Annotated in this window: 16 protein-coding genes; 14 read left to right on the top strand and 2 right to left on the bottom strand. The window is 48.8% G+C overall.

All coding sequences use genetic code 11. The features are described from left to right. Nucleotides 1-120: 120 nt before the first annotated feature. Both K9U15_RS09140 and K9U15_RS09135 read right to left on the bottom strand, forming a co-directional pair. On the bottom strand, nucleotides 121-1,965 hold the full coding sequence (locus tag K9U15_RS09140) for an ATP-binding cassette domain-containing protein (RefSeq protein WP_301155942.1): 1,845 nt from the start codon (nucleotides 1,963-1,965) through the stop codon (nucleotides 121-123). A 10-nt stretch (nucleotides 1,966-1,975) separates the two neighbouring features. Further along, nucleotides 1,976-2,767, bottom strand: coding sequence for an ABC transporter permease (locus K9U15_RS09135; RefSeq protein ID WP_301155941.1), 792 nt, complete (start codon nucleotides 2,765-2,767; stop codon nucleotides 1,976-1,978). Between the two features lie 336 nt (nucleotides 2,768-3,103). Between K9U15_RS09135 and rfbA the strand changes: the two genes are divergently transcribed. The 14 genes from rfbA to K9U15_RS09065 all read left to right on the top strand — a co-directional run bounded on the left by rfbA (nucleotide 3,104) and on the right by K9U15_RS09065 (nucleotide 21,255). Next, complete coding sequence (gene rfbA, locus K9U15_RS09130; protein WP_080143481.1) at nucleotides 3,104-3,994, top strand: glucose-1-phosphate thymidylyltransferase RfbA; 891 nt, start codon at nucleotides 3,104-3,106, stop codon at nucleotides 3,992-3,994. A 1-nt stretch (nucleotide 3,995) separates the two neighbouring features. Next, complete coding sequence (locus K9U15_RS09125; RefSeq protein ID WP_301155938.1) at nucleotides 3,996-5,828, top strand: glycosyltransferase; 1,833 nt, start codon at nucleotides 3,996-3,998, stop codon at nucleotides 5,826-5,828. A gap of 67 nt (nucleotides 5,829-5,895) precedes the next feature. Beyond that, entirely contained in the window at nucleotides 5,896-8,754 is a 2,859-nt protein-coding gene (locus K9U15_RS09120; protein WP_301155937.1) for a YfhO family protein, read from the top strand. Beyond that, the gene (rfbB, locus tag K9U15_RS09115; RefSeq protein WP_301155935.1) at nucleotides 8,751-9,833 is read left to right on the top strand and encodes a dTDP-glucose 4,6-dehydratase; all 1,083 of its coding nucleotides are present in this window, start codon (nucleotides 8,751-8,753) and stop codon (nucleotides 9,831-9,833) included. Before K9U15_RS09120 ends, rfbB begins: the two co-directional genes overlap by 4 nt. Continuing rightward, the gene (gene rffA / locus K9U15_RS09110; RefSeq protein WP_301155934.1) at nucleotides 9,830-10,987 is read left to right on the top strand and encodes a dTDP-4-amino-4,6-dideoxygalactose transaminase; all 1,158 of its coding nucleotides are present in this window, start codon (nucleotides 9,830-9,832) and stop codon (nucleotides 10,985-10,987) included. Before rfbB ends, rffA begins: the two co-directional genes overlap by 4 nt. Then, complete coding sequence (locus K9U15_RS09105) at nucleotides 10,980-12,245, top strand: ATP-grasp domain-containing protein (protein ID WP_301155932.1); 1,266 nt, start codon at nucleotides 10,980-10,982, stop codon at nucleotides 12,243-12,245. The genes rffA and K9U15_RS09105 overlap by 8 nt, the downstream gene beginning before the upstream one ends. Nucleotides 12,246-12,275: 30 nt before the next feature. Beyond that, on the top strand, nucleotides 12,276-13,301 hold the full coding sequence (locus tag K9U15_RS09100) for an NAD(P)-dependent oxidoreductase (RefSeq protein WP_301155930.1): 1,026 nt from the start codon (nucleotides 12,276-12,278) through the stop codon (nucleotides 13,299-13,301). Beyond that, nucleotides 13,302-14,261 (top strand): glycosyltransferase family 2 protein, encoded by a 960-nt coding sequence (locus K9U15_RS09095; RefSeq protein WP_301155928.1) that lies wholly within the window; start codon nucleotides 13,302-13,304, stop codon nucleotides 14,259-14,261. Between the two features lies 1 nt (nucleotide 14,262). Further along, on the top strand, nucleotides 14,263-15,471 hold the full coding sequence (locus K9U15_RS09090; RefSeq protein WP_301155926.1) for a hypothetical protein: 1,209 nt from the start codon (nucleotides 14,263-14,265) through the stop codon (nucleotides 15,469-15,471). 2 nt (nucleotides 15,472-15,473) lie between these two features. Further along, nucleotides 15,474-15,866 carry a transporter gene (locus K9U15_RS09085; RefSeq protein ID WP_301155924.1) on the top strand — a complete coding sequence of 131 codons (393 nt, stop codon included), beginning with the start codon at nucleotides 15,474-15,476 and terminating at the stop codon, nucleotides 15,864-15,866. Further along, a complete protein-coding gene (locus tag K9U15_RS09080) occupies nucleotides 15,859-16,215 on the top strand; it encodes an EamA family transporter (RefSeq protein WP_301155922.1) in 357 nt (118 codons plus the stop codon). The genes K9U15_RS09085 and K9U15_RS09080 overlap by 8 nt, the downstream gene beginning before the upstream one ends. 105 nt (nucleotides 16,216-16,320) lie before the next feature. Then, a complete protein-coding gene (locus tag K9U15_RS09075; protein ID WP_301155921.1) occupies nucleotides 16,321-17,445 on the top strand; it encodes a glycosyltransferase family A protein in 1,125 nt (374 codons plus the stop codon). 46 nt (nucleotides 17,446-17,491) lie between these two features. Further along, nucleotides 17,492-19,216: a cell wall-binding repeat-containing protein gene (locus tag K9U15_RS09070; protein ID WP_301155920.1), complete on the top strand. Its 1,725-nt coding sequence runs from the start codon at nucleotides 17,492-17,494 to the stop codon at nucleotides 19,214-19,216. An 8-nt stretch (nucleotides 19,217-19,224) separates the two neighbouring features. Continuing rightward, nucleotides 19,225-21,255, top strand: a complete 2,031-nt coding sequence (locus K9U15_RS09065) for a cell wall-binding repeat-containing protein (RefSeq protein WP_301155919.1) — start codon at nucleotides 19,225-19,227, stop codon at nucleotides 21,253-21,255. The last annotated feature ends 33 nt before the right edge of the window (nucleotides 21,256-21,288 follow it).

Here is a 21,288-nt window from a genome sequence, read left to right as displayed (position 1 = left end):
ATGAGGTGATCGATGCTTTGCGCGACGCGTTCGGCTTTCGAACCGGCTATGAGAGACTGACCAATCAAGAGATGGATAGTATGCGACTCCGCGCGTGATGTCTTTTTGTTTTGAAAAAATTTATAAAGCGAGTGCTTGCGTAACCACTTTGCCCAGAATTTCTTTGTCAAGTTTGCTGAAACGGGTTGAGTCTCCGAGAAATATAAGACTCTTTATGGCCCCCTTTCTGCTTTTGATAAAATCAAAAGCGTGGGCGACGCTGTCAAGGTCCTGCGGTTCGACTATGAGAATGAGCGAATGGGTTGCTTTTGCGTATGGACCTACCGCGAAGGTGTCAACTGGATTTCCAAGTGGCGATACAATCAAATTCCCGCTTTCGATGTAGCTGTCAGTTTTGAGCATGTCGGATGTCCAGTTATTGATAAGCTCGTTTGCGTGATAAGGGGTCGTGCCGCAAAAACGAACGATCTCCATGCCTGCATTTCGAAAAGGCTCTAAACAGCTGTCCGGAAAAGACGCTTGTCCGCCAAGAACAATAAGGCGATCAAAAGAGCCTGACAGGATGGCGTAAATCGTCTCTTGCTCTATGGTGCAATATGTAGTAATAAAGAATAGAGGTGCCTTTTTTTCACAGATATATGGCAGAAGCGAAATAGTATCTCCGGTGCAACCATCGTAAGAGATAACCGCCGTTGAGCCCCATGCCCCTCTTTTTGATCCTTGCCTAAATACCTCTCTTGCTGTTTCGGCAAGGTTTTTTCCGTCGATGCGTGAAACCGCTATTTCAGTATTTGCTGTTAGCTCATTCGTAACATGATTAGAAACTTGTTTTTGTGATCCAATAACAATTACTTCTTCCGGAGCGTAGCGTTTCAACGCTTGCGACGTTACGTCAGGCAAGGAGTCGTGTTTTGCGAGCAGGATCGGGGCGTCTAGCAAGCCTGCTAAAGAATTTGCGATAAGACACATAGAATCCGATTCCCCGGAAGTCATGATAATCCTGGTGCTGCGATCTAATTCGGTCGACTCGATTTTTTCGAGTAGTTTTACCGCCGTGCCATAACGATCGTCGCCAGATATTGTCGTTAGCGTTCCCTCGGGGATGCTAACGCTTTCCGAAAGAACATTGAATACTTTCTCTTCCGACTCAGGGCTGCCCAAATGACCTCCCAGTGCACGGTATATGCGACACACCTCTGTTGCGGATCCAACAGTTCGGATATGCCCCTTTTCTAACCAAATCGCCTTGTTGCACAGTCTTTCGATCTGGTCATTGTTGTGAGAAACGATCAAGACGGTTACCTCATGCTCTTTAATCAGCTGCGTGATGCGCCGTTCGCATTTTTGCTGGAACATAAAATCGCCGACAGAAAGCACTTCGTCTACGATGAGTATCTCAGGGACAATTACCGTCGCAATAGCAAAGGCGATGCGAGCAATCATGCCAGATGAGTAGTTTTTCATGGGCATATCAAGGAAGGCTTCTATTTCGGCGAAATCAACTATTTCATCAAAATGTTGATTAATGAACTTACGTGAATAGCCAAGTAAGGCTCCGTTCAAGTAGATATTTTCTCGAGCGGTGAGCTCCATGTCAAATCCTGCTCCCAATTCGATAAGGGGCGCAATGTTGCCGTTTATGGTACATGTTCCTTCGGAGGGTTCGAGAACCCCGGCGACAATCTTAAGCAGAGTCGATTTTCCTGATCCGTTTGTTCCCAAGATGCCAAAAACGTCGCCTTTTTTTACTTCGAACGAAATGCTATCAAGAGCTCTGAATTCCTTAAACATAAGCTCTCTGCGCGCGATGGCGATCGCGTATTCCTTCAGACTGTTCAATTGCTCACTTGCCATGTTGAAAATCATCGAAACATTGTCTACTGATACCACAGCGGAGCGCCCATTTTCGGGTTTTGTATGAGTTGAAGGCATGATTAATGGGGCAGTATTAACGTTTTCGGGCATGTTGGCCGCCTTATACGTAGAGGATGAATTTTTTCTCGGTTGCTTTGAATACTACGAATCCGATTATGAATGTTGAGAGCGCCATGCCAAGGCAGATAAATTGCTCTTGAATACCCGGTACGATTTGATTCATGGCGATGTCTCGAAAGTATGTTACGTAGTGGTACATAGGGTTAAACTGCTCTGCAGCTTGCATCCAGTTTGGAAGGATACCGATTGGGTAAAACAGGGGCGTGGCATATGTCCATGCGGTAATGATGACCCCCCAAAGATGACAGATGTCGCGAAAAAAAACAGCTAAAGCAGCCAAAAGCATGCCGAGGCCAGCACAAAATATTGCCACAAACAAAAGCAATAAAGGGAGAGCAAGCAAACTCAAAGTCGGAGAAATGCGAAAGAACATCATGACGATGACTACGGCAATAAGCGAAATTGCGAAATTAACTAGTTGGAATAGTATTTTTTCCAGAGGAAAAATAAATTTCGAAACTCGTATTTTTTTAATAAGAGGAGCAGATTCGATAATGGAGTTCATGGCGCTACTGGTGGAATCTGCCATGAGGGTGAATAGGATATTGCCCAAAATTAGATACAGGGGAAAGTTTTCGATCTCGTCGCCGAACTTGAGAATGTTGCTGAATACGGCAACTAGCACACACATCATAAGCAAAGGATTGAGCACTGACCAGAGTACGCCAAGGATACTTCGCCGGTACTTCAGCTTAAAATCTTTGCTGACGAGAGAAGTGATAATGAACCAATTCCGTTTCATGGTGCCTTTAGCGGCCATTGTACGTGCCATGGGTTCCTTTGCGGTTAGATTTGGCGCTAGTCTCGTGTTGTTTTGAGACAACAAAGTTTTATTATACTCCCGAAGGTTCCTTGAGTGCAGCAATGCATGAAAATATCAACTTCGCTACAAAACGATGCAAGAGCGATACAGCAAGAGGGTCGAATTTCGTGGCTGGCCATTGTGCAGAAAAAGAGTGCTAACTTTTCGCATCACTTTCGATTGCGTAAATGCCTATGGTTTTCGGGTGGGATTGACCTCAGTTGGTCATTGTGCTGGTTGCGCAAACGATAAAGTACAAGGATAATCCTAGCTTTACATGTCAGCTAAATTGATGGAGGAATCACTGTGAAGGGCATCATATTGGCGGGGGGCTCGGGTACTCGTCTCAATCCTTTGACGACCGTCACCTCGAAACAGTTGCTACCCGTGTATGACAAACCCATGATTTATTATCCGCTTTCAGTTCTGATGATGGCAGGCATTCGCGACATTTTAATTATTTCGACGCCCGATGATTTGCCGAATTTCGAACGGCTTTTCAAGTCTGGAAAGCATCTGGGATTGAATTTGAGTTATAAAGTGCAGCCAACGCCCAATGGCCTTGCGCAGGCGTTTGTACTCGGAGAAGAATTTATCAATGGTGAAGCTTGCGCTCTTGTTCTCGGTGATAATATTTTTTACGGAAGTGGTTTGGGCGGATATCTTGCAACTGCGGTGCAACGTGCACGGGGAGCAACGGTGTTCGGCTATCGAGTGGAGGATCCAGAGCGATTCGGCGTTGTTGAGTTCGATGCGAGCGGCAAGGCTCTTTCTATCGAAGAGAAACCCAGGCATCCAAAGTCGAACTACTGTGTGACGGGTCTTTATTTTTACGATGAGCGCGTTTGCGAATATGCAAAGCGTGTAAGGCCTTCTGAGCGCGGCGAATACGAAATAACCGACCTCAACAAGATATATCTTGATGAAGGGGATTTAAACGTTGTTACGTTGGGCCGTGGTTTCGCATGGTTCGACACAGGTACGGTGGACTCTCTTTTCGATGCCAGTGAGTTTATTCGAGTGGTTGAGAGCTGCCAAGGTGTCAAAATTGCCTCGCTCGAGGAAATTGCTTACACGCAAGGTTGGATTGCCGAAGCGCAAGTACTTGAGGCAGCTGAAAAATATGGCAAAGCGGAATATGGGCAATATCTTTATAAAGTCATTGAATCAGCTCGTCATGAAGCCATAAGGGGCTAGGATGCAAAAAGTTAAGCTATCCAACATCCTTCTTGAGTCGGGACCAAGGATGGATTTTCATCCTGATCTTTACGCTCGGTCGGCATCCCCGATCATCCCGGATAAAGATAGTTCGTTCGCTGCGCAACTGATGCCGTATGCTAAATATGATTTCGGTACGTACTTCAACACCTGTTCTTGTGCGAAATATAAGAAGTATACTTATGCGGAAAAATTTTTTCTTCATCTCGAATTGAAGGGCAGCGGAGAAGTGAGGTTTGAAACCGTTTCTCGAACCTCACTTTCAACGGTTCGCACGATGGTCGGTCGTGTTGAGTTCGAAAACGAAGAGTTCGATGTAATAGAATTCGAGTTTCCCGAAACAAGCGATATATTGCTGGCATTTGAAATTGTGACTTACAAAACATGTCATATCAAAAACTCGTACTACTTTACACACGTGGCCGATGAAGAGGTTTCTCCCGTAAGGCTTTCTGTCGCAATGACAACGTTTAACAACGAAAAATACGTAATACCGAACATTCAGTTATTCAAGCGAGAGCTACTTTCGCTTGGCGACGAGATCGCTCGTAGTTTGACAGTTCATGTAGTGGACAATGGTCGTTCGCTCGATGTCGAGGGGCTTTCTGGGGGAGGGGTGTTTATTCATCCCAATCCCAATGTCGGTGGCTCAGGTGGGTTTGCTCGCGGTATGATTGAGTCAATTCACCAGAAGGTCAAGCCCACCCATGTGCTGTTGATGGACGATGATGTGTCGGTGTCTCCCGAAAGCATTAGACGCACCTACGCATTGCTCTCCATCCGTCGCGAAGCCTATATTGATGCTTTTGTCAGCGGAGCGATGCTTAAGCTGGAGAAGCCCAATATGCAGTTTGAGGATGTCGCTTACGTCCGCGAAGATGCGCTCTATGATCGCGTTAAACCCGATCTCGATATGGAGGACATCTCGGACGTTGTGCTCAATGAGACTATAGATGTTGAAAAGCGCAACGCTTACTGTGCTTGGTGGTATTGCTGCATTCCGATGAATGTTATCGAGGAAAACGGACTCCCGTTGCCCTTGTTCGTAAGGTGCGATGATGTCGAATACGGTATGCGCTGTCAGCCAACCATCATGGCGATGGGCGGGATTTGTGTCTGGCATTCCGCGTTCGGGGGACGCTTTAAAGCTTCTATTGATTTATACCAATATACTCGCAACTTTATGATTGCTACCGCATCGGTGGATCCTGCTTTGCAGAACATTTTCATAAAAAGGTTTTGGGACAATATCCAGCTGGAATTGAAGAAATTTAATTATGATAGCGCGGATCTCCTTCTCGATGCATTTGAGGACTATCTAAGGGGTCCTAAGTTCATAGAAGAAGTATCGGGAGAGGATACTGTCAAGAGAAATTCAACAAAAAATGAAAAGCTTATACCGTTGTCAAAAATTGGTTTCCCTGGCGTTTCCGACGCAGCTATTTCTTTGGAAGAGATAGCTGAGGACGGGGGGCGAACCATCTTGGAGCGATTAGTGGATTACGCAACCTTCAACGGACATCGTTTACCAAATGTCATGTTGAAAGATGGATTTGCGGTTGTGCCCGCTGGTGGTTTTTCGTATCCCGCCAAACGGATGCGTATGCATAGAGTTCTGTTGGCGGTTGATTCCGATGGTAAACTGGGCAGCTTGCGTACAATGGACAGGACTAGATTTCGCCAGATAATGAAGCGCTATAAGAGGTGCCTTGGTGCGTATAGAACCAAAAGAGACGCTGTGATTGCTGAATATGCTGCCGCAGCAAAACATCTACGCTCCGAAGGGTTTTGGAAAAGATATCTAGGTATGTGAGCACGATTAAATCATCAATGATTAAGGTGGCGAAAACTAATATCATATGATGCAAAAAGGGGAAAACTTGATCGAACGCTTTGAGTGTTCAACAAGCAAGCGTTCATACGTTGTCGTATTCAGTGTGGTATTTTTAGCGTTTTTCATCGTCATGTGTTTTAGTTTTTTGATGGCGGGAAAAGGCTTTTTATGGTTGACCGACGGGCTTGAACAGCAGTACGTATTTTTTGCTGCGCAAGGCGAGTGGCTTCGCCAAATACTTAATACAATTTTCGTCGAGCATAGTTTTGCATTGCCAATGTGGTCGACGGAAATTGGTTATGGCGGAGACATGTTGGTGACGCTGTTCTCTTGCATCGGAGATCCTGTTAATCTGATTTCTGTGTTTTTCCCTCTTGAATATGCAGATTTAGCCTTGAATATGACGGTGGCGATCCACCTGTACCTCGCTGGTTTGATATTCTCATTTTATTGCCTGTACAAGGGAAATGGAAGATTCGGAACGCTTATTGGTGCAGTAGTCTTTATGTTTAGTGGGTTCACGTTACTTGCTTTCACGCAGGTGTTCATGTTGGCTTGTCTCGTGTACGGTCCTTTAGTGCTTTGGGGTATCGATAAGGTATTCGACCGAAAAAATCCAGTCCTGTTCATTGCGTCAATAGCGCTCTGCTTTTTGAATTCGGTGACATTTTCGTATTCGATTTGTCTGTTACTCTTGGTGTACTGTCTCGTCCGTTATTGGCATCTCGATGAGAAGAAAACACCACGGGGGTTTGCGAAATGGGTTTTCAAAATAGCTGGCTACACGATGATCGGTGCCCTTATCGGCATGGTTTTCTTCGTTCCTAACGCAATGGCAATACTTGGGCAAGGCCGGCTAGGAGTTGATCGGCCCGAGGCGTTGTTCTACGAACCCTTGTATTACATAAAGTTACTTGCTGGCTTTCTCGCTGGAACCGATGTTGGTGCAGATTGCTCGTATGGGTTTGCTGCAATTGCCCTCATCGCGGTTTTCGCATTGTTCGGCACGAAGAAGTCGAGGGACGTCTCTGGTAGCGTAGACGGAATAATGAAAATCATGTTCATTGTCTTGACGGTGTTCTTATGTCTGCCAGCCATTGGAAAGGTTTTCAACGGTTTTGCTTATCCGAATAACAGGTGGGTATGGGCTTACGCGCTCTGCGTATCTTATATTGTTGTTGCGGTGATGCCTAGACTGCTCGCTCTGAATGTGCGCCAAAAGCGCTTTGTCGTAATCGGGTCGATTGCGTATGCGTTGGTTACGGGGCTGGTTTTCTTGCCGTTTGCAAGCAAGGAAGTGCTGTTCTCCTGTATCGTGCTGATCGGTTTAGCATTTCTGCTGTGCAATGCGAAGGACATCGCAAAGCAGAAAGCAAAGCTCGCTATCTTAGGTTCTACCTTTGTCTGTATCGCGTTTGTGTTCAATAACTTTGGATCGATCTTTACTTCAGGTGGCCCTCATGCCGCCTCCCGTCAAGTCGGCATAGGACGTTCTTATGAACTTCTTGTAAATAACAATCCCAGCAATGTCGTTTCCGAGATAGTTGATGATTCTTTTTGGCGCTACGACGGATCTCGCGTCCCTATGTTCAGAAACAGCAATATGGTTCAACATCAAAACGCTCTTTTGTTCTACAGCAGCTACTACAACGATCTTGTTGATCGTTATCATTCCTATATGGGACTCATCTCGTCGTCGATGAATTTCTCGTACACCGGCCTTGATGCTCGCACGCCCCTCGAGGCTCTAGCCGGCGTGAAGTATTTTGTTGTACCGAAAGGGCAGACTGGTATGCTCCCCCCGTTGTTCACGCATAAGGCGGCTTGCGGAGTGTACGATGGGACGGAATATATCGCCTATGGGACGGATGACTACTTGCCCACCACTTTTTTCTACGACGAGGTGATTGACGAAGCTGATTTCGAGGCGATGACTCCCGCACAAAGGCAGCAGGCGCTCCTGCAAGGCGTTGTGATCGAGGAACCTTCGTCTCTTGCGAAGAATGCGGATCTGCGGTTTACTGACCAGGCGGTGTCTTATGAGATTGCCCCGAAGCTGGATAAGGAGCAGTCTTTTGATGATGTTAATGATGCGTTCGAAGAACAGGGTATCGAGATAGATGGTACGAAGTTTACCGTGGTGCGTTCCGGTGCAACGATTGTGCTCAAAGCCGATATACCAGCTGATGTCGAGGCCTATCTTTATATCAAAGGGGTTAAGTATTCCGACGTGCCCCCATCAAGTAGGTTTACCGAGGCGCAGCGGGAGAGTATGAGCTTGTATAGCAAAGAGCTCGCGTTGTTTGACGATGTGTTCTACGGTTCGCCGACGAAGGATGTAAAGCTTGACGTTAAGCTCGATGACGTGAGCCAACAGGTTTGGAATCCCACAGCATCGAGTCATTTGTATGGTGGAAAGGATTCTTGGCTGGTGAACTTGGGATATTCTGATGAAGAGCGCAAAGACGTAGAAGTAACGTTTTCGTCTGCTGGGGTGTATGACCTTGAGGATCTGCAGATAGTTGTCCAACCAATCGATGCTTATGCTGATCAGATACAGAAGCTCAAATCAACTTCGGCGAAGATTCACGGCGCCTCTTTTAACGGATCGACTTATTCTTGTACGGCAGATGCAGAAGGGTCGCCGAAGCTTTTGTACTTTGGAATACCTTACTCAAGTGGGTGGAGCGCTTACGTTGACGACAATCCTGTCGAGATAAAGCACTCCAATGTGGCATTCATGGGCGTAGAGCTTGATGGTGGGCGGCATGAAGTAGAGCTGCGGTATGAAACCCCCGGGCTTAAAACCGGTGCGATGCTTTCCTTGGTCGGGCTGGTGATGTTGGGCGCGATTGTTGTGGTGGGGCGTGTTCGGCGCACAAAAATAGCGGAGGAGACAAAATGAAAACATATCTAATTACCGGGGGAGCCGGCTTCATCGGAAGCAATTTTGTGCTCTACCTCTTAAAGCGTTATGAGGATATCTGCGTTGTCAATGTGGACGCTCTTACGTATGCGGGAAACCTTGAGAACCTGATTGCTGTCGAAAATGACGATCGATATCATTTTCGAAAAGTGAATATTTGCGATACAAGAGCTGTTGACAGGTTGTTTGAGCAGTTCGATGTCGACTTTGTAGTGAACTTTGCAGCAGAATCTCATGTGGATAGATCCATTGAGACCCCTCGGGTGTTCGTCAACACCAATGTGTGTGGCACCGTGTCCCTGCTTGATGCGGCAAGGAGGGCATGGGAGCTTGACGATGGGTCGTATGGGAGCAAGAAGTTCTTGCAGGTCTCGACCGACGAAGTGTACGGATCCTTGGGCGTGGATGGTTATTTCACCGAGGATACGCCGCTCGATCCTCATAGCCCATATTCATCTTCCAAAGCATCTGCGGATTTGTTCGTGAAAGCCTACGGCGACACATATGGCTTCCCCTTTAACATTACCAGATGCTCGAACAATTATGGCCCGTTCCAGTTTCCCGAAAAACTTATTCCGCTCATGATCAATAATGCTTTGCATGGTAAGAAGCTGCCGATTTACGGCGATGGTTTGAATATTCGCGATTGGCTCTATGTAGAGGATCACTGCAAGGCTATCGACGTGGTTATCGAGCGAGGTAGACTAGGGGAAGTCTACAACGTGGGGGGGCATAATGAGCGGACGAATTTGGCCATAGTCGAAACCATTCTCGATTATCTTTCGTGCAATGTTAACGAAAATATTTCTCGCGATTTAATTGAATATGTCTCGGATCGGAAGGGACATGACCGCAGGTATGGCATCGATCCAAAGAAGATTTCAAATGAGTTGGGGTGGATGCCCGATACTCCTTTCGAGGATGGTATAAAGAAGACGATCGCTTGGTATCTCGAAAACAAGTCTTGGGTTGAAGGTGTCACGAGTGGCGACTACCAGAATTATTATAAAGCGATGTATGGCGATCGCAACCGGTTGTCGCAAGGGGAGGATCGATGATTCCTTTTAACAAACCCGCTTTCGTGGGCACTGAACTTGACTATGTTGCTCAAGCAGTGAGAGGTGGAAAAACATGCGGTGATGGACCGTTCACCAAGAGATGCCATGGCTGGCTTGAGCACAATTTCGGTTGCCATAAGGCGCTTTTGACGACGAGTGGAACCTCTGCGCTCGAGATGGCTGCGATTCTTTGCGATCTCGCGCCGGGCGATGAGGTCATCATGCCAAGCTATACATTCTCTTCAACTGCCAATGCGTTCGTGCTTGTGGGCGCAAATATAGTGTTTGTTGACATTCGGCCCGATACTATGAATATTGATGAGCGAAAAATAGAGGCTGCAATAACGTCGAAAACTAAAGTAATAGTACCGGTTCATTATGCAGGCGTTGCCTGCGACATGGATGCAATTATGCACATCGCTCGCACGTATGGACTGAAGGTTGTCGAGGATGCGGCGCAAGGAGTGATGAGCACTTATCGAGGACTCCCTCTTGGAACCATCGGCGACTTTGGCTGTCTCTCGTTTCACGAGACGAAGAACTACTCGATGGGTGAAGGTGGCGCGCTGCTTGTTAATGATCCTGCGTACAGCGAACGAGCCGAAATCATTCGTGAGAAAGGTACGGATCGTGCAAGATTCTTCCGTGGACAAGTCGATAAGTATACTTGGGTCGATTACGGAAGTAGCTACCTTCCCAGTGATCTTAACGCTGCTTATTTATGGGGCGAGCTTGAGCAAGCTACCCGCATTAACGACAAGCGCCTTACTCAGTGGGAGCGTTATCGTTCGGCATTCGAGTCCTTGGCGTATGGGGGGATGGTAGAGCTGCCGACGGTGCCCGTCGATTGTGCGCACAATGCTCACATGTTTTACCTCAAGTGTCGCAACCTTTCGGAGAGGTCTGAGCTGATCGCCTTTTTGAAGGCTCGAGAGATACAAGCGTCTTTTCACTATGTTCCGCTGCACTCTGCGCCCGCAGGCGTGCGGTTTGGTCGTTTTCACGGAAGCGAAGTCTATACGACTGTCGAAAGCGAGCGTTTAGTTAGATTGCCCCTTTATTTTAACCTTTCCTTATCCGAGCAAGATGAGGTTATCGAGGCGGTCAAAAACTTCTACGACACGAGTGCTCTGGTGGGGAGAGTCGATGAATAATCAATCGCATAATCTTCTTATCCTAGGCTCCATGGATGAATTCGTCGAATTGGTAGAACTCGCTCGGAACCGCGGTTATCGCACGATTGTGGTTGATGGATATGCAGATGGTCCGGCAAAGCGATACGCTGACGCAAAGTACGACATTCCCATTACCGATGCCAAAGCTCTCGCTGAAGTGTGCAAACGGGAGCGAGTTGACGGAATCATTACCGCGTATTCCGACATACTTTTTCAGTGTCTCTGTCGGTTGTCAGATCTTACGGGCATTCCAAGCTACTGCCCTTCTGCGGGCATGAATTTTCTTCGCGATAAGACGCTTATGAAGAAGATGTTCGAGGATCTCTCCATCCCAACGCCTCAAAGTTTCGTTGTGTCCTCAAAAGATGAAAGTTTCCCAGTTGTAAATTACCCCTGCGTTATCAAGCCGGTAGCAGGATATGGCTCACGCGGTGTATTCGTGGTTGAGGATGAAGCGCAAGCTCGAGCTCGTGTTGTCGAGGCCGAGTGCGTTTCATCCCAAGGGAAAGCTATTATGGAAGAATATAACCCAGACTACGAATTTAATATGATCGCATGGGTCGCGGACGGTGCCGTGCACGCTGTTAGTATAGCGGATCGTGAGAAGAGTTCGGAAGTATCTTGGGAGGTTCCTCATGTGAGCAGGATTGTTTACCCGAGTCGGCTTCAAGACAGTGTTCGAGAAGAGGCTCTCGCGATTGTTCAGCGAGTTTCCGCTTATGTGGGACTGCGAAACGGTCCGATTTGCATGCAATTTTTCTGGAGCGCCAAGAGGGGCCTTCAGGTTTGCGAGATTGCGGGAAGGGTTTTCGGATACGAACATGAGTTGTTGTTTTATAGCAGCGGCCTGCGTGTTGAAGATTTGTTGCTAGATACCGTTTACGACAAGAAATCGCTTCGGTGCCGGCTTGAGGACCACGATATTGATTCTTTTTCTCGCTGCTGTTGTGGCTTGTACTTTCACGGACGCGAGGCAGTGATTGGTTCGATGGACGGAGCGGTTGCCGCTATAGGGAATGCGGGGGATTCTGTCTGCGAAAGTTTTATGTACTATCGTGAAGGCGAGCGCGTCGGGCATGGATTTGGAGAAAAGCCCTACGTCGCCAGGATATACCTATGCGCAGAGAATTATGATTCACTGGATCATTCGACATTTGATTTATACCGGTCGTTTGATGTGTGCGATGAGAACGGAAAAAGTATAGTGTATCATAATGAACTGCCAAGCTACGAATGAGTGCTGGTAGAATGCCGAGAAGGGGGCGACATGAGCAAAAAGATAGTTATTTTTGGTGCGGCGGGAACGCTGGGCCTCTACTTGACCGATTATCTTGTCGAGCGACTAGACAGTGCTGAGTGGGAGATTATTGCTTCTGGGCGAAAGGATCTCACTTTTTTTGACCGATATGCGCCTGCTGTTCGCTACATTTCTGCAGACATAGCGAACAGGGAGTCGTTTGCTATGTTGCCGCAGGAAGATGTGTACGCTGTCATCCATTTTGCGGGTGCCTTGCCTGCCTATATGAAGGGGTATGATCCGTGGCAGTACGTTAATACGAATGTGCTTGGGACGCTCAACGTTCTCGATTATGCTCACAGAGCGGGTGCGGACAGGATTTTGTACACGCAAACCATCTCCGATTATGCAGGCTATTTTGAAGAGTTGGTGGAATTGAAGGACGACATGCCACGTCGTCCTCCTATGACCGGTGACCATTCGGTTTACGCGATTACAAAGATTGCTGCCGAGCAGCTATGCTGGAACTATCAAGCTAATTACGGTGTCAAGTGTTTTGCATTCAGGCTTCCAAACATCTACTGTTTTATGCATGATAGCAAAACTCTTTATCGAGATGGCAAGCCGGCCACAAGCTCTTATAGATATATGATAGACCAAGCGCAAGCGGGAAAGCCACTTGAGGTTTGGGGCGATCCAGAAAAAGGCATGGATTTGATTTACGTTAAGGACTTTTGCCAAATGATGGAAAAGGCTTTGTTTGTCGACCGAAATGAGGGCGGTATATATAATGTGGGTACTGGCGTGATGACCTCATTGGAACAGCAGGTGAAAAACATCATCACAGTATTTTCTCCAAAGGACAGACCTTCGGAAATTGTCTATTGTCCAGAGAAGCATGATTGCGTCAACTACTACATGAATGTTGATAAGGCGAAAGTAGAGTTGGGATACTCTCCCGAGTATGATCCTATAGCATTCCTTGTCGACTATAAAAAAGAAATGGAAGATGACCGTTTTGCGGACTTCTTCAAAGAAAAGTATGGTGAAAAATAAGTGGAATGTACGGCGCGTACAGTAGTTTCCGTTGTCATTCCTTGTTACTTCTCCGAGGCTACTATTGCAAAAGTTGTGCATCAAACGCGAGATGAGCTGGTCAAAAAGTTCTTTGACTACGAATTCATACTCGTTAACGATGGATCGACTGACAGAACGTTTCAGGAAATTGAGACGTTGTGTCGAGAAGATCACAAAGTTGTCGGAATAGATTTTGCAAAAAACTCTGGACAGCATAGTGCAATTATCGCTGGTCTCAATTATGCTTCAGGGGACTTGATTATGGTTATGGACGACGATTTGCAAACGCATCCGTCGCAGTGCCTTAAGCTTATCGAGGCCATGGACGGCGGCTACGATGTTGTGTTTGCTTGCTATCCGGAGCATAAAGAGGCATGGTGGCGGCGCCTAGGTTCTCTGTTTACGGTGTGGTCTATGCGCGTGCTGACCCAGCGCCCCAAAGGTATAGCGGCAAGCAGCTTTTTCGTTATGCGAAAGTATATTGCCGAGGAAATCATCAGATACCGCGGTCCCTATGTCTATATCCAGGGTTTGATTTTTCGCTCAACCTGGAATATAGGCAATGTTGAAGTTCGGCATTTTGAACGGGAATCAGGGCGGTCCGGCTACACATTTAAGACGTTGCTGCGACTTTGGTCAACGGTTCTCGGCTTCTCTCTTTTGCCTTTACGACTTTGCTCCGCTATCGGCATGCTGATGGGCGGAGGCGGTATAGTTGGGGCTATCTTCTTGGTGGTCCAGCGTCTTCTCAACGAAGATATGCAGCTTGGATGGAGCTCTCTTATGGTGGCTGTGCTAATTTGCTCGGGCGCGATAATGGTGTTTATGGGGCTGATTGGTGAATATCTCGGGCGCTTATTCATGACAATTAATAATGCACCGCAGTATGTGAAGAAGACCTTGATTGACGAGCGTGTTCATGAGGGGGCGGGAGAGTGACATGTTGAACTTCGCTGAAGTTGATCAATTAGAGACGCCGTGCTTTGTGCTGGACGCTCAAGAGCTCGGACAGAACTTCGATGATTTCAGGCACGCACTTGAAGAAAAATGGTCAGACAAATCTCATGTTGCCTACTCGGTCAAAACGAACCCTTTCCCCTGGATTTTATCAAAAGCGCGAACTGCTGGCTGTCTCGCGGAAGTTGTTTCCGATGAAGAATTTAACTTGGCACTTGCCCAAGGTTTCGCCCCTTGCGAGATCGTGTTTAACGGTCCAATCAAGAGCAGAGACTGGCTTAACTTTGCTCTTAACAATGGAACTTACGTCAATTTGGATTCGCGTCGAGAAATCGAATGGGTAAAAGAATATGCTGCAGCAACATCGCGTCTTGTGAAGGTCGGCGTACGCGCAAACATAGAATTGGAAAAGTATTGTCCGGGTGAAACTTTGTTTGAAGAGCACCATGGGCGTTTCGGTTTTTCTTTCGAGGGGGGCGATTTTGCGCGCGTTGTGGACGAATTGCGTGCGTTCGATGAGGGGGATATTGTGGTGTCGGGACTTCACATGCATGCCACGACGCGCAGTCGCTCAAACAACGTCTACCGGATGCTCGCGCGTTATGCTGCACGCATAGTGGAGGAATGCGAACTCAGCCTGGATTACGTCGATATTGGCGGTGGTTTTTTCGGTGGCGGTCCGCTCAACGTTGGCGCTTATGAAGAATACGTATTCACTATCGAGTCGGAACTTGGAAAAGTTTGCGATCCGGACAAGGTCGAGTTGATCGTAGAGCCCGGTGGTGCAGTCGTTTGCACCCCAGGTTATTATGTCGGAAGAGTCGTAGACGTTAAGGACATACTCGATGAGCGCTATGTCGTTACGGAGCTTTCGCGCGTTAACATTGATCATGAAATGAAGAAGACGTCATATAATCTAACGTTGCATGCCGTATCGTCTGATACTCATCCGTCGCAGATTTTGTGCGGATATACCTGTATGGATAGCGATAGACTTTGCGAATTGGTTGACGCTGTAGAATTATCTCCTGGCGATATTGTCGTCGTCAACAATGCTGGTGCATATTCCATGGCATTTACTCCGAACATGTTCATCAAATGCCCCCCTGCTGTTTACATTAAGGATGGGGACATAATTGAGATAGAGCGTCAGCCCTCTTTCGTTCGACCTCCTTGCGGTATTTGGGAATAGACATGTTCTCAGGTGTTAAGTCTTCAACGAAGACACTTATTGTTTTACACTTTGTTCTTGTAGCGTATTCCATAACGGGAATTTTGGGTAAAATTGCGTCTACGAAAGATTTCTTCAGTTTTGAGTTCTGCGCATATTATCTTGGAATAATTTTTCTCCTTGGCGTGTACGCAATCGCATGGCAACAGATTATCAAGAGACTTCCTCTGACAACCGCGTTTGCAAACAAGGCGATTACGGTCGTGTGGGGCATTGTTTGGGGTTTTCTTTTTTTTGGGGAATCTATTAATGCGCTTAAAGTGGCCGGAGCGTTGTTGGTTGTCGCAGGCGTTGTTGTTTATGCGCGTTCAGATGGTGCCTCTGGGCAAGACGCAGGGGATATGTCCAATGAATGAAACGGTTGCGATCTATTCGCTCGTTCTACTTTCTGGCGTTTTTGTGAGCGCGATTTCTCAGGTGCTTCTAAAAAAAGCTGCTATGAAAAAATACGATAGACCAATCGATGAATATCTGAACCCTCAAGTTATTTTCGCCTACGTATTGTTCTTCGGAACAACCTTTCTTAGTATCTTGGCTTATCGTGGAATACCCCTATCCCTTGGTCCTGTCCTGGAGGCTACGAGCTATCTGTATATTACGGTTTTTGGCGTTCTGATTTTCGGTGAGAAAATTAATCGCAAAAAGATGTTTGCACTGATGCTTATAGTTGCGGGCATTTGTGTATCGTCCTTAGGTACGGGGTAGGACCAATGCATAAAAATATGATTTTTCTGTCAAAGAGGGCGAAAGCTGGTGAGCATTCTTTAGGACATCAGCCGGGCCTGTCTGTATGAAAAAAGAGGGACTATCGTGCCGAAAGTGTCTGTAATTATTCCATGCTACAATCAAGAAAAATATTTAGAAACATGTTTGAACTCGGTGTTGTCGCAAAGCTTGTCTGATATAGAAGTGCTTTGCGTAGATGATGGTTCGACGGATGGCACCGGTGACATACTTGCCCAGTATGCGGCGAGAGATGATCGGCTACGCCTCATCAGTCAAAAAAACAAAGGAGCATCGTTTTGTAGAAATCGTGCGATCGATCAGGCGAGAGGCGAGTATCTTATCTTTTGCGATTCTGATGATATATATCCTGATACTGCAATAATAGAACGGCTTTATTGCGCTGGAGTTGAGCATGATGCCAAGGCGGTAGCTGGCTCGTATAGTATTTTTGACGAGACAGACAACGAGGTAAGATATGATTTCGACGGGCTTCTTTGGGGTCAAAGTTTCAAGAGGGAGGGTTTTGTTTCTTTCCTTGATTACCAATTCGATTATGGATTCACGCGTTTTATGTTTCGTTCGAGAGAGATAAAGAATAGCGGTATCAGGTTTGCTCCATATTCCCGATTTGAAGACCCACCTTTTTTGGTAGCCTTATTAGGGTATTTGGAGATGTTTTACGCAATTCCTGATGTTGTGTATCAAGCTCGAGTTGGCTATAAGCAAGTTGTTTGGGATAGCTCCGCTCAGGTTGATCTGCTTAAAGGGCTGTCGGATAATTTACGGTATTCAAGGATCCATCGCTTGAAAAACCTTCACGAGCTAACTGTTCGCAGAATAGAAGAAGAATATGCCGGTGTTTTCTATTGGTCGCTTATCGACGAAATGGTTTTTTCGGCGATTGTGCGTGCAAATGGAGAAGTCTCCCCGGAACTTCTCAGCTCGTCTTTTCAAGGTCGTGTTGTTGATGGGTTTCTGTTGTTGAAACCTATGGAGCAGCAAGTTGCCAATGCCCAGAAATGGAACAAAGATATTCAGGATTTGCATGGAGCTGTTTTAGCGGAGCGCGCCGACAAAGAAAACGCTTGGGAAAGGTTGAAGGATGCAGGGCGCGAGTTGGCAGCTGTGTACGATTCTACGACATGGAGAATCGGGTCGGTCTTCACGGCCGTTCCTAGATGGTTTCGCGATTTCGGACGAAAAGTATAGTGATTATGATATGTGGCAGTGCAAATAATCGGGAAGGCGTGAGCTTATGTCGGGCGTCCTAGCCAAGTGTTCTAAAAACATGTCGATCGCTCTTTTAATTCTACTAATGGCTTCTATGCTTTTTCCTTATTCGGCCTGGGCCACTATCGAGGATGAAGATCAGACCTCTTTGACCGCCGATGAACTGCTTGCAGCGATTTCTGCTGGGGCAGTAGACACGCAGGTTGATTCGGGTGATTCAGGCTTGAATGCTAATAGTCGAGCCACTATGTCGGCATCGCATTTTGAGGAGTACTCCGGCGCCGAGCTCTACGACACCGCCGCCGCGCAGTCCGCAGGAGCCTTCGCGTCCTCCGAGTACGCCATCGTCGTCGGCCGCGGCGGATGGCCCGACGCCCTTTCCGCAACGAGTCTGGCGGGCGTGTACCGATGCCCGATCCTGTTCACCGAGAAGGACTCCGTTCCGGCAGCCACGGCCTCGGAGTTGGCGAGACTCGGGGTTAGCCACATCCTCCTCGTCGGCGGCCCCAACCTCGTGTCCCAGGGCGGCTTGGACGCCCTGGGCTCGGCGACGGGGGCGGAGGTGGAGCGCATCTGGGGCGAGTCCCTCTTCGACACCCAGATGGCCGTGTACGAGAGGGGCGCCGGGCAGTGGTCGGGCGACCTCGTGATCGTTGCGACGGGCGCGGACTTCCCCGACGCCTTGTCCATCGCCCCCGTGGCCTACGCAAAGAAGGCGCCCGTGTTCCTTGTCTCCGGAGGGGGGCTTCTTCCGGAGCAGAAGACCGCTTTGATGGACGCCGCCAGGTCCGGTTCCTTTGCGAACGCCGCCATAGCCGGCGGAACGAACGTGGTGTCCGAGGCTACGGAGGGCTTTATGGACGCGGTCACCGTGCTTGCGTCCGGGCGCACGGGGGGATGTGTGCGCTTGGCGGGAGCCGAGCTCTACGACACGTCGGCGGCGGTGGCCGAATGGGCGGTGTCCACCCAAGGGTTCAGCTGGGCGGCGCCCGCCTTCGCGACCGGGAGGGACTCCTACGACGCCCTCGCCGGCTCCGTCCTCCAGGGCGAGAGCGGGTCGGTCTTGCTGTTGGTGGACGATCCGCAGGACGCCACCGTGCGCACCGCCGCGTCCCATGCGGGCGACGTGTCGTCCGTGCGCTTCTTCGGCGGGCGCAACGTGGTTTCTTCTGCAGTCCGTATGGGGATAGCCGATTCCTTCGGGTACTCCTACGCTTCGTTGCCCGGCTTTAGAGTTTATATAGACGCGGGCCATGGTTGGAATGATTCAAACAATGGTGTGTACGACTCTGGAGCTACGGGGTGTGGCTACCAGGAGGCGACCCTGGCTAAAGAACTTGCTGGAATGGTTGCGAACATTTTGAGGAACGAGTACGGTGTTTCGGTATATCTCAATGATGATGGTGGTTGGTATAAATTGCGTCATGCGGAAGCAGTGGCGCAAAAATGCGATACAATCGTTTCTATTCACTTCAATGCGGGCGGAGGATCAGGCACTGAGTCTTTGATACACGAATACAATGCTGCCGGTCTCTCTCCTTCATGGCAGAGCCAGATACACCCTCACCTGATTATTGGGACTGGATTGCACGACAGGGGAATGAAGCGCCAAGAGGTTGCGATTTTGGGCGGCCCGCTTCCCGCAACGTTGTTAGAGGTGGCTTTTATTGATAGCCAGTCCGATATGAATCAATATCAGGCTCGAAAAGTGACTATCGCCTATGAAATTGCTGCCGGGATTGTAGAGTAAGGAATGCAATGATTAAAAGACGGGGTTATGTAAAGTGCACTTTAGCTGCCGTTTTGGTGGTAACTCTTTGTTATCCCAATATATCCTATGCTGAAGATAATTATAGTGATTCCTCGAGTGAGTTTGCGCAAAGCCAAGACTCATCTAGTACTTGGAAAAATGAAGATGGTGACGCTAGTAAAGACATTCCTGCGGATGATTCCATTGTTGAGGATGAGGTGTTCAGCTCAATCTCCGATGATGAAATTGAGCGAGTTGTTGCACAGTCCTCGGGGATCGAGACGAATGGCTACAATCCGATAAATACTTCTAGCTTGTTGGCTTCTAGTTCTTCGAAGAGCGTTGAGGAGTACTCCGGCGCCGAGCTCTACGACACCGCCGCCGCGCAGTCCGCAGGAGCCTTCGCGTCCTCCGAGTACGCCATCGTCGTCGGCCGCGGCGGATGGCCCGACGCCCTTTCCGCAACGAGTCTGGCGGGCGTGTACCGATGCCCGATCCTGTTCACCGAGAAGGACTCCGTTCCGGCAGCCACGGCCTCGGAGTTGGCGAGACTCGGGGTTAGCCACATCCTCCTCGTCGGCGGCCCCAACCTCGTGTCCCAGGGCGGCTTGGACGCCCTGGGCTCGGCGACGGGGGCGGAGGTGGAGCGCATCTGGGGCGAGTCCCTCTTCGACACCCAGATGGCCGTGTACGAGAGGGGCGCCGGGCAGTGGTCGGGCGACCTCGTGATCGTTGCGACGGGCGCGGACTTCCCCGACGCCTTGTCCATCGCCCCCGTGGCCTACGCAAAGAAGGCGCCCGTGTTCCTTGTCTCCGGAGGGGGGCTTCTTCCGGAGCAGAAGACCGCTTTGATGGACGCCGCCAGGTCCGGTTCCTTTGCGAACGCCGCCATAGCCGGCGGAACGAACGTGGTGTCCGAGGCTACGGAGGGCTTTATGGACGCGGTCACCGTGCTTGCGTCCGGGCGCACGGGGGGATGTGTGCGCTTGGCGGGAGCCGAGCTCTACGACACGTCGGCGGCGGTGGCCGAATGGGCGGTGTCCACCCAAGGGTTCAGCTGGGCGGCGCCCGCCTTCGCGACCGGGAGGGACTCCTACGACGCCCTCGCCGGCTCCGTCCTCCAGGGCGAGAGCGGGTCGGTCTTGCTGTTGGTGGACGATCCGCAGGACGCCACCGTGCGCACCGCCGCGTCCCATGCGGGCGACGTGTCGTCCGTGCGCTTCTTCGGCGGGCGCAACGTGGTTCACAATAATGTACGCAACGCGATAATTACCGAGCTTATAGGATCCCTGATTTATACCGATTTTGACATATCCTTGAACGCTATGAGCGATCTGGAGGTAGAAGCTTCAAAAGGCTATCAAAATTATTCTAAAACAGAGATCCTAGAAAGCCTCAATCCTGATAATTTTAGTTACAACCAGTCAACGTTTTATCAATTTGCTCGAATTAATGGGGGCTATTCGGGAAAAGTGTCGGCAGATCAGCTCAACGCATTCATAGCGCAATATGGCAGCAATGGGAAGCTTGCGGGTATGGGTTCTGCCTTTATTGAGGCGGCGCAGACTTATGGAGTCAACGAGGTCTATCTGCTTTCGCATGCGATTTTGGAAAGCGATTGGGGGCGATCGCAGCTTGCGATGGGCTTTGATTATGAAGGCGGGTACATTGACGGATCGTATTACCCTGCCGGACGATACTATAATTTTTTCGGTATCGGAGCTTACGATAACTCGCCGTTAAGCGGGGGTCGTAAAATGGCTGTTATCCAAGGATGGAGTACCCCTCGCAATGCGATTCTAGGTGCGGCGAAATGGGTGTCAAATAATTATGTGCTAGGCAGCTGGAGCCAAGATTCGTTGTATAAGATGAAATGGAACGTGTTTCAAGCGGCAAACGAAAATACCGTTTGGCACCAGTATGCTACGGGCAGAACGTGGGCAACTGGCATAGCGAATGTCATGAGCGATTGTTACAGGTTTATCGGTTTGGAAATGGCAACATCAGGTTTGCTCTTTGATGTGCCGCAGTATAGATAAAAGCGTCGCGCCCGCCGGATGGTGTGACTATCC

Source organism: Gordonibacter sp. RACS_AR68 (genome assembly GCF_030418485.1).
Lineage (GTDB): Bacteria > Actinomycetota > Coriobacteriia > Coriobacteriales > Eggerthellaceae > Gordonibacter > Gordonibacter urolithinfaciens.
The sequence above is the reverse complement of the archived record's forward strand: the minus strand, read 5'-3'. Positions and strand labels throughout refer to the sequence as shown.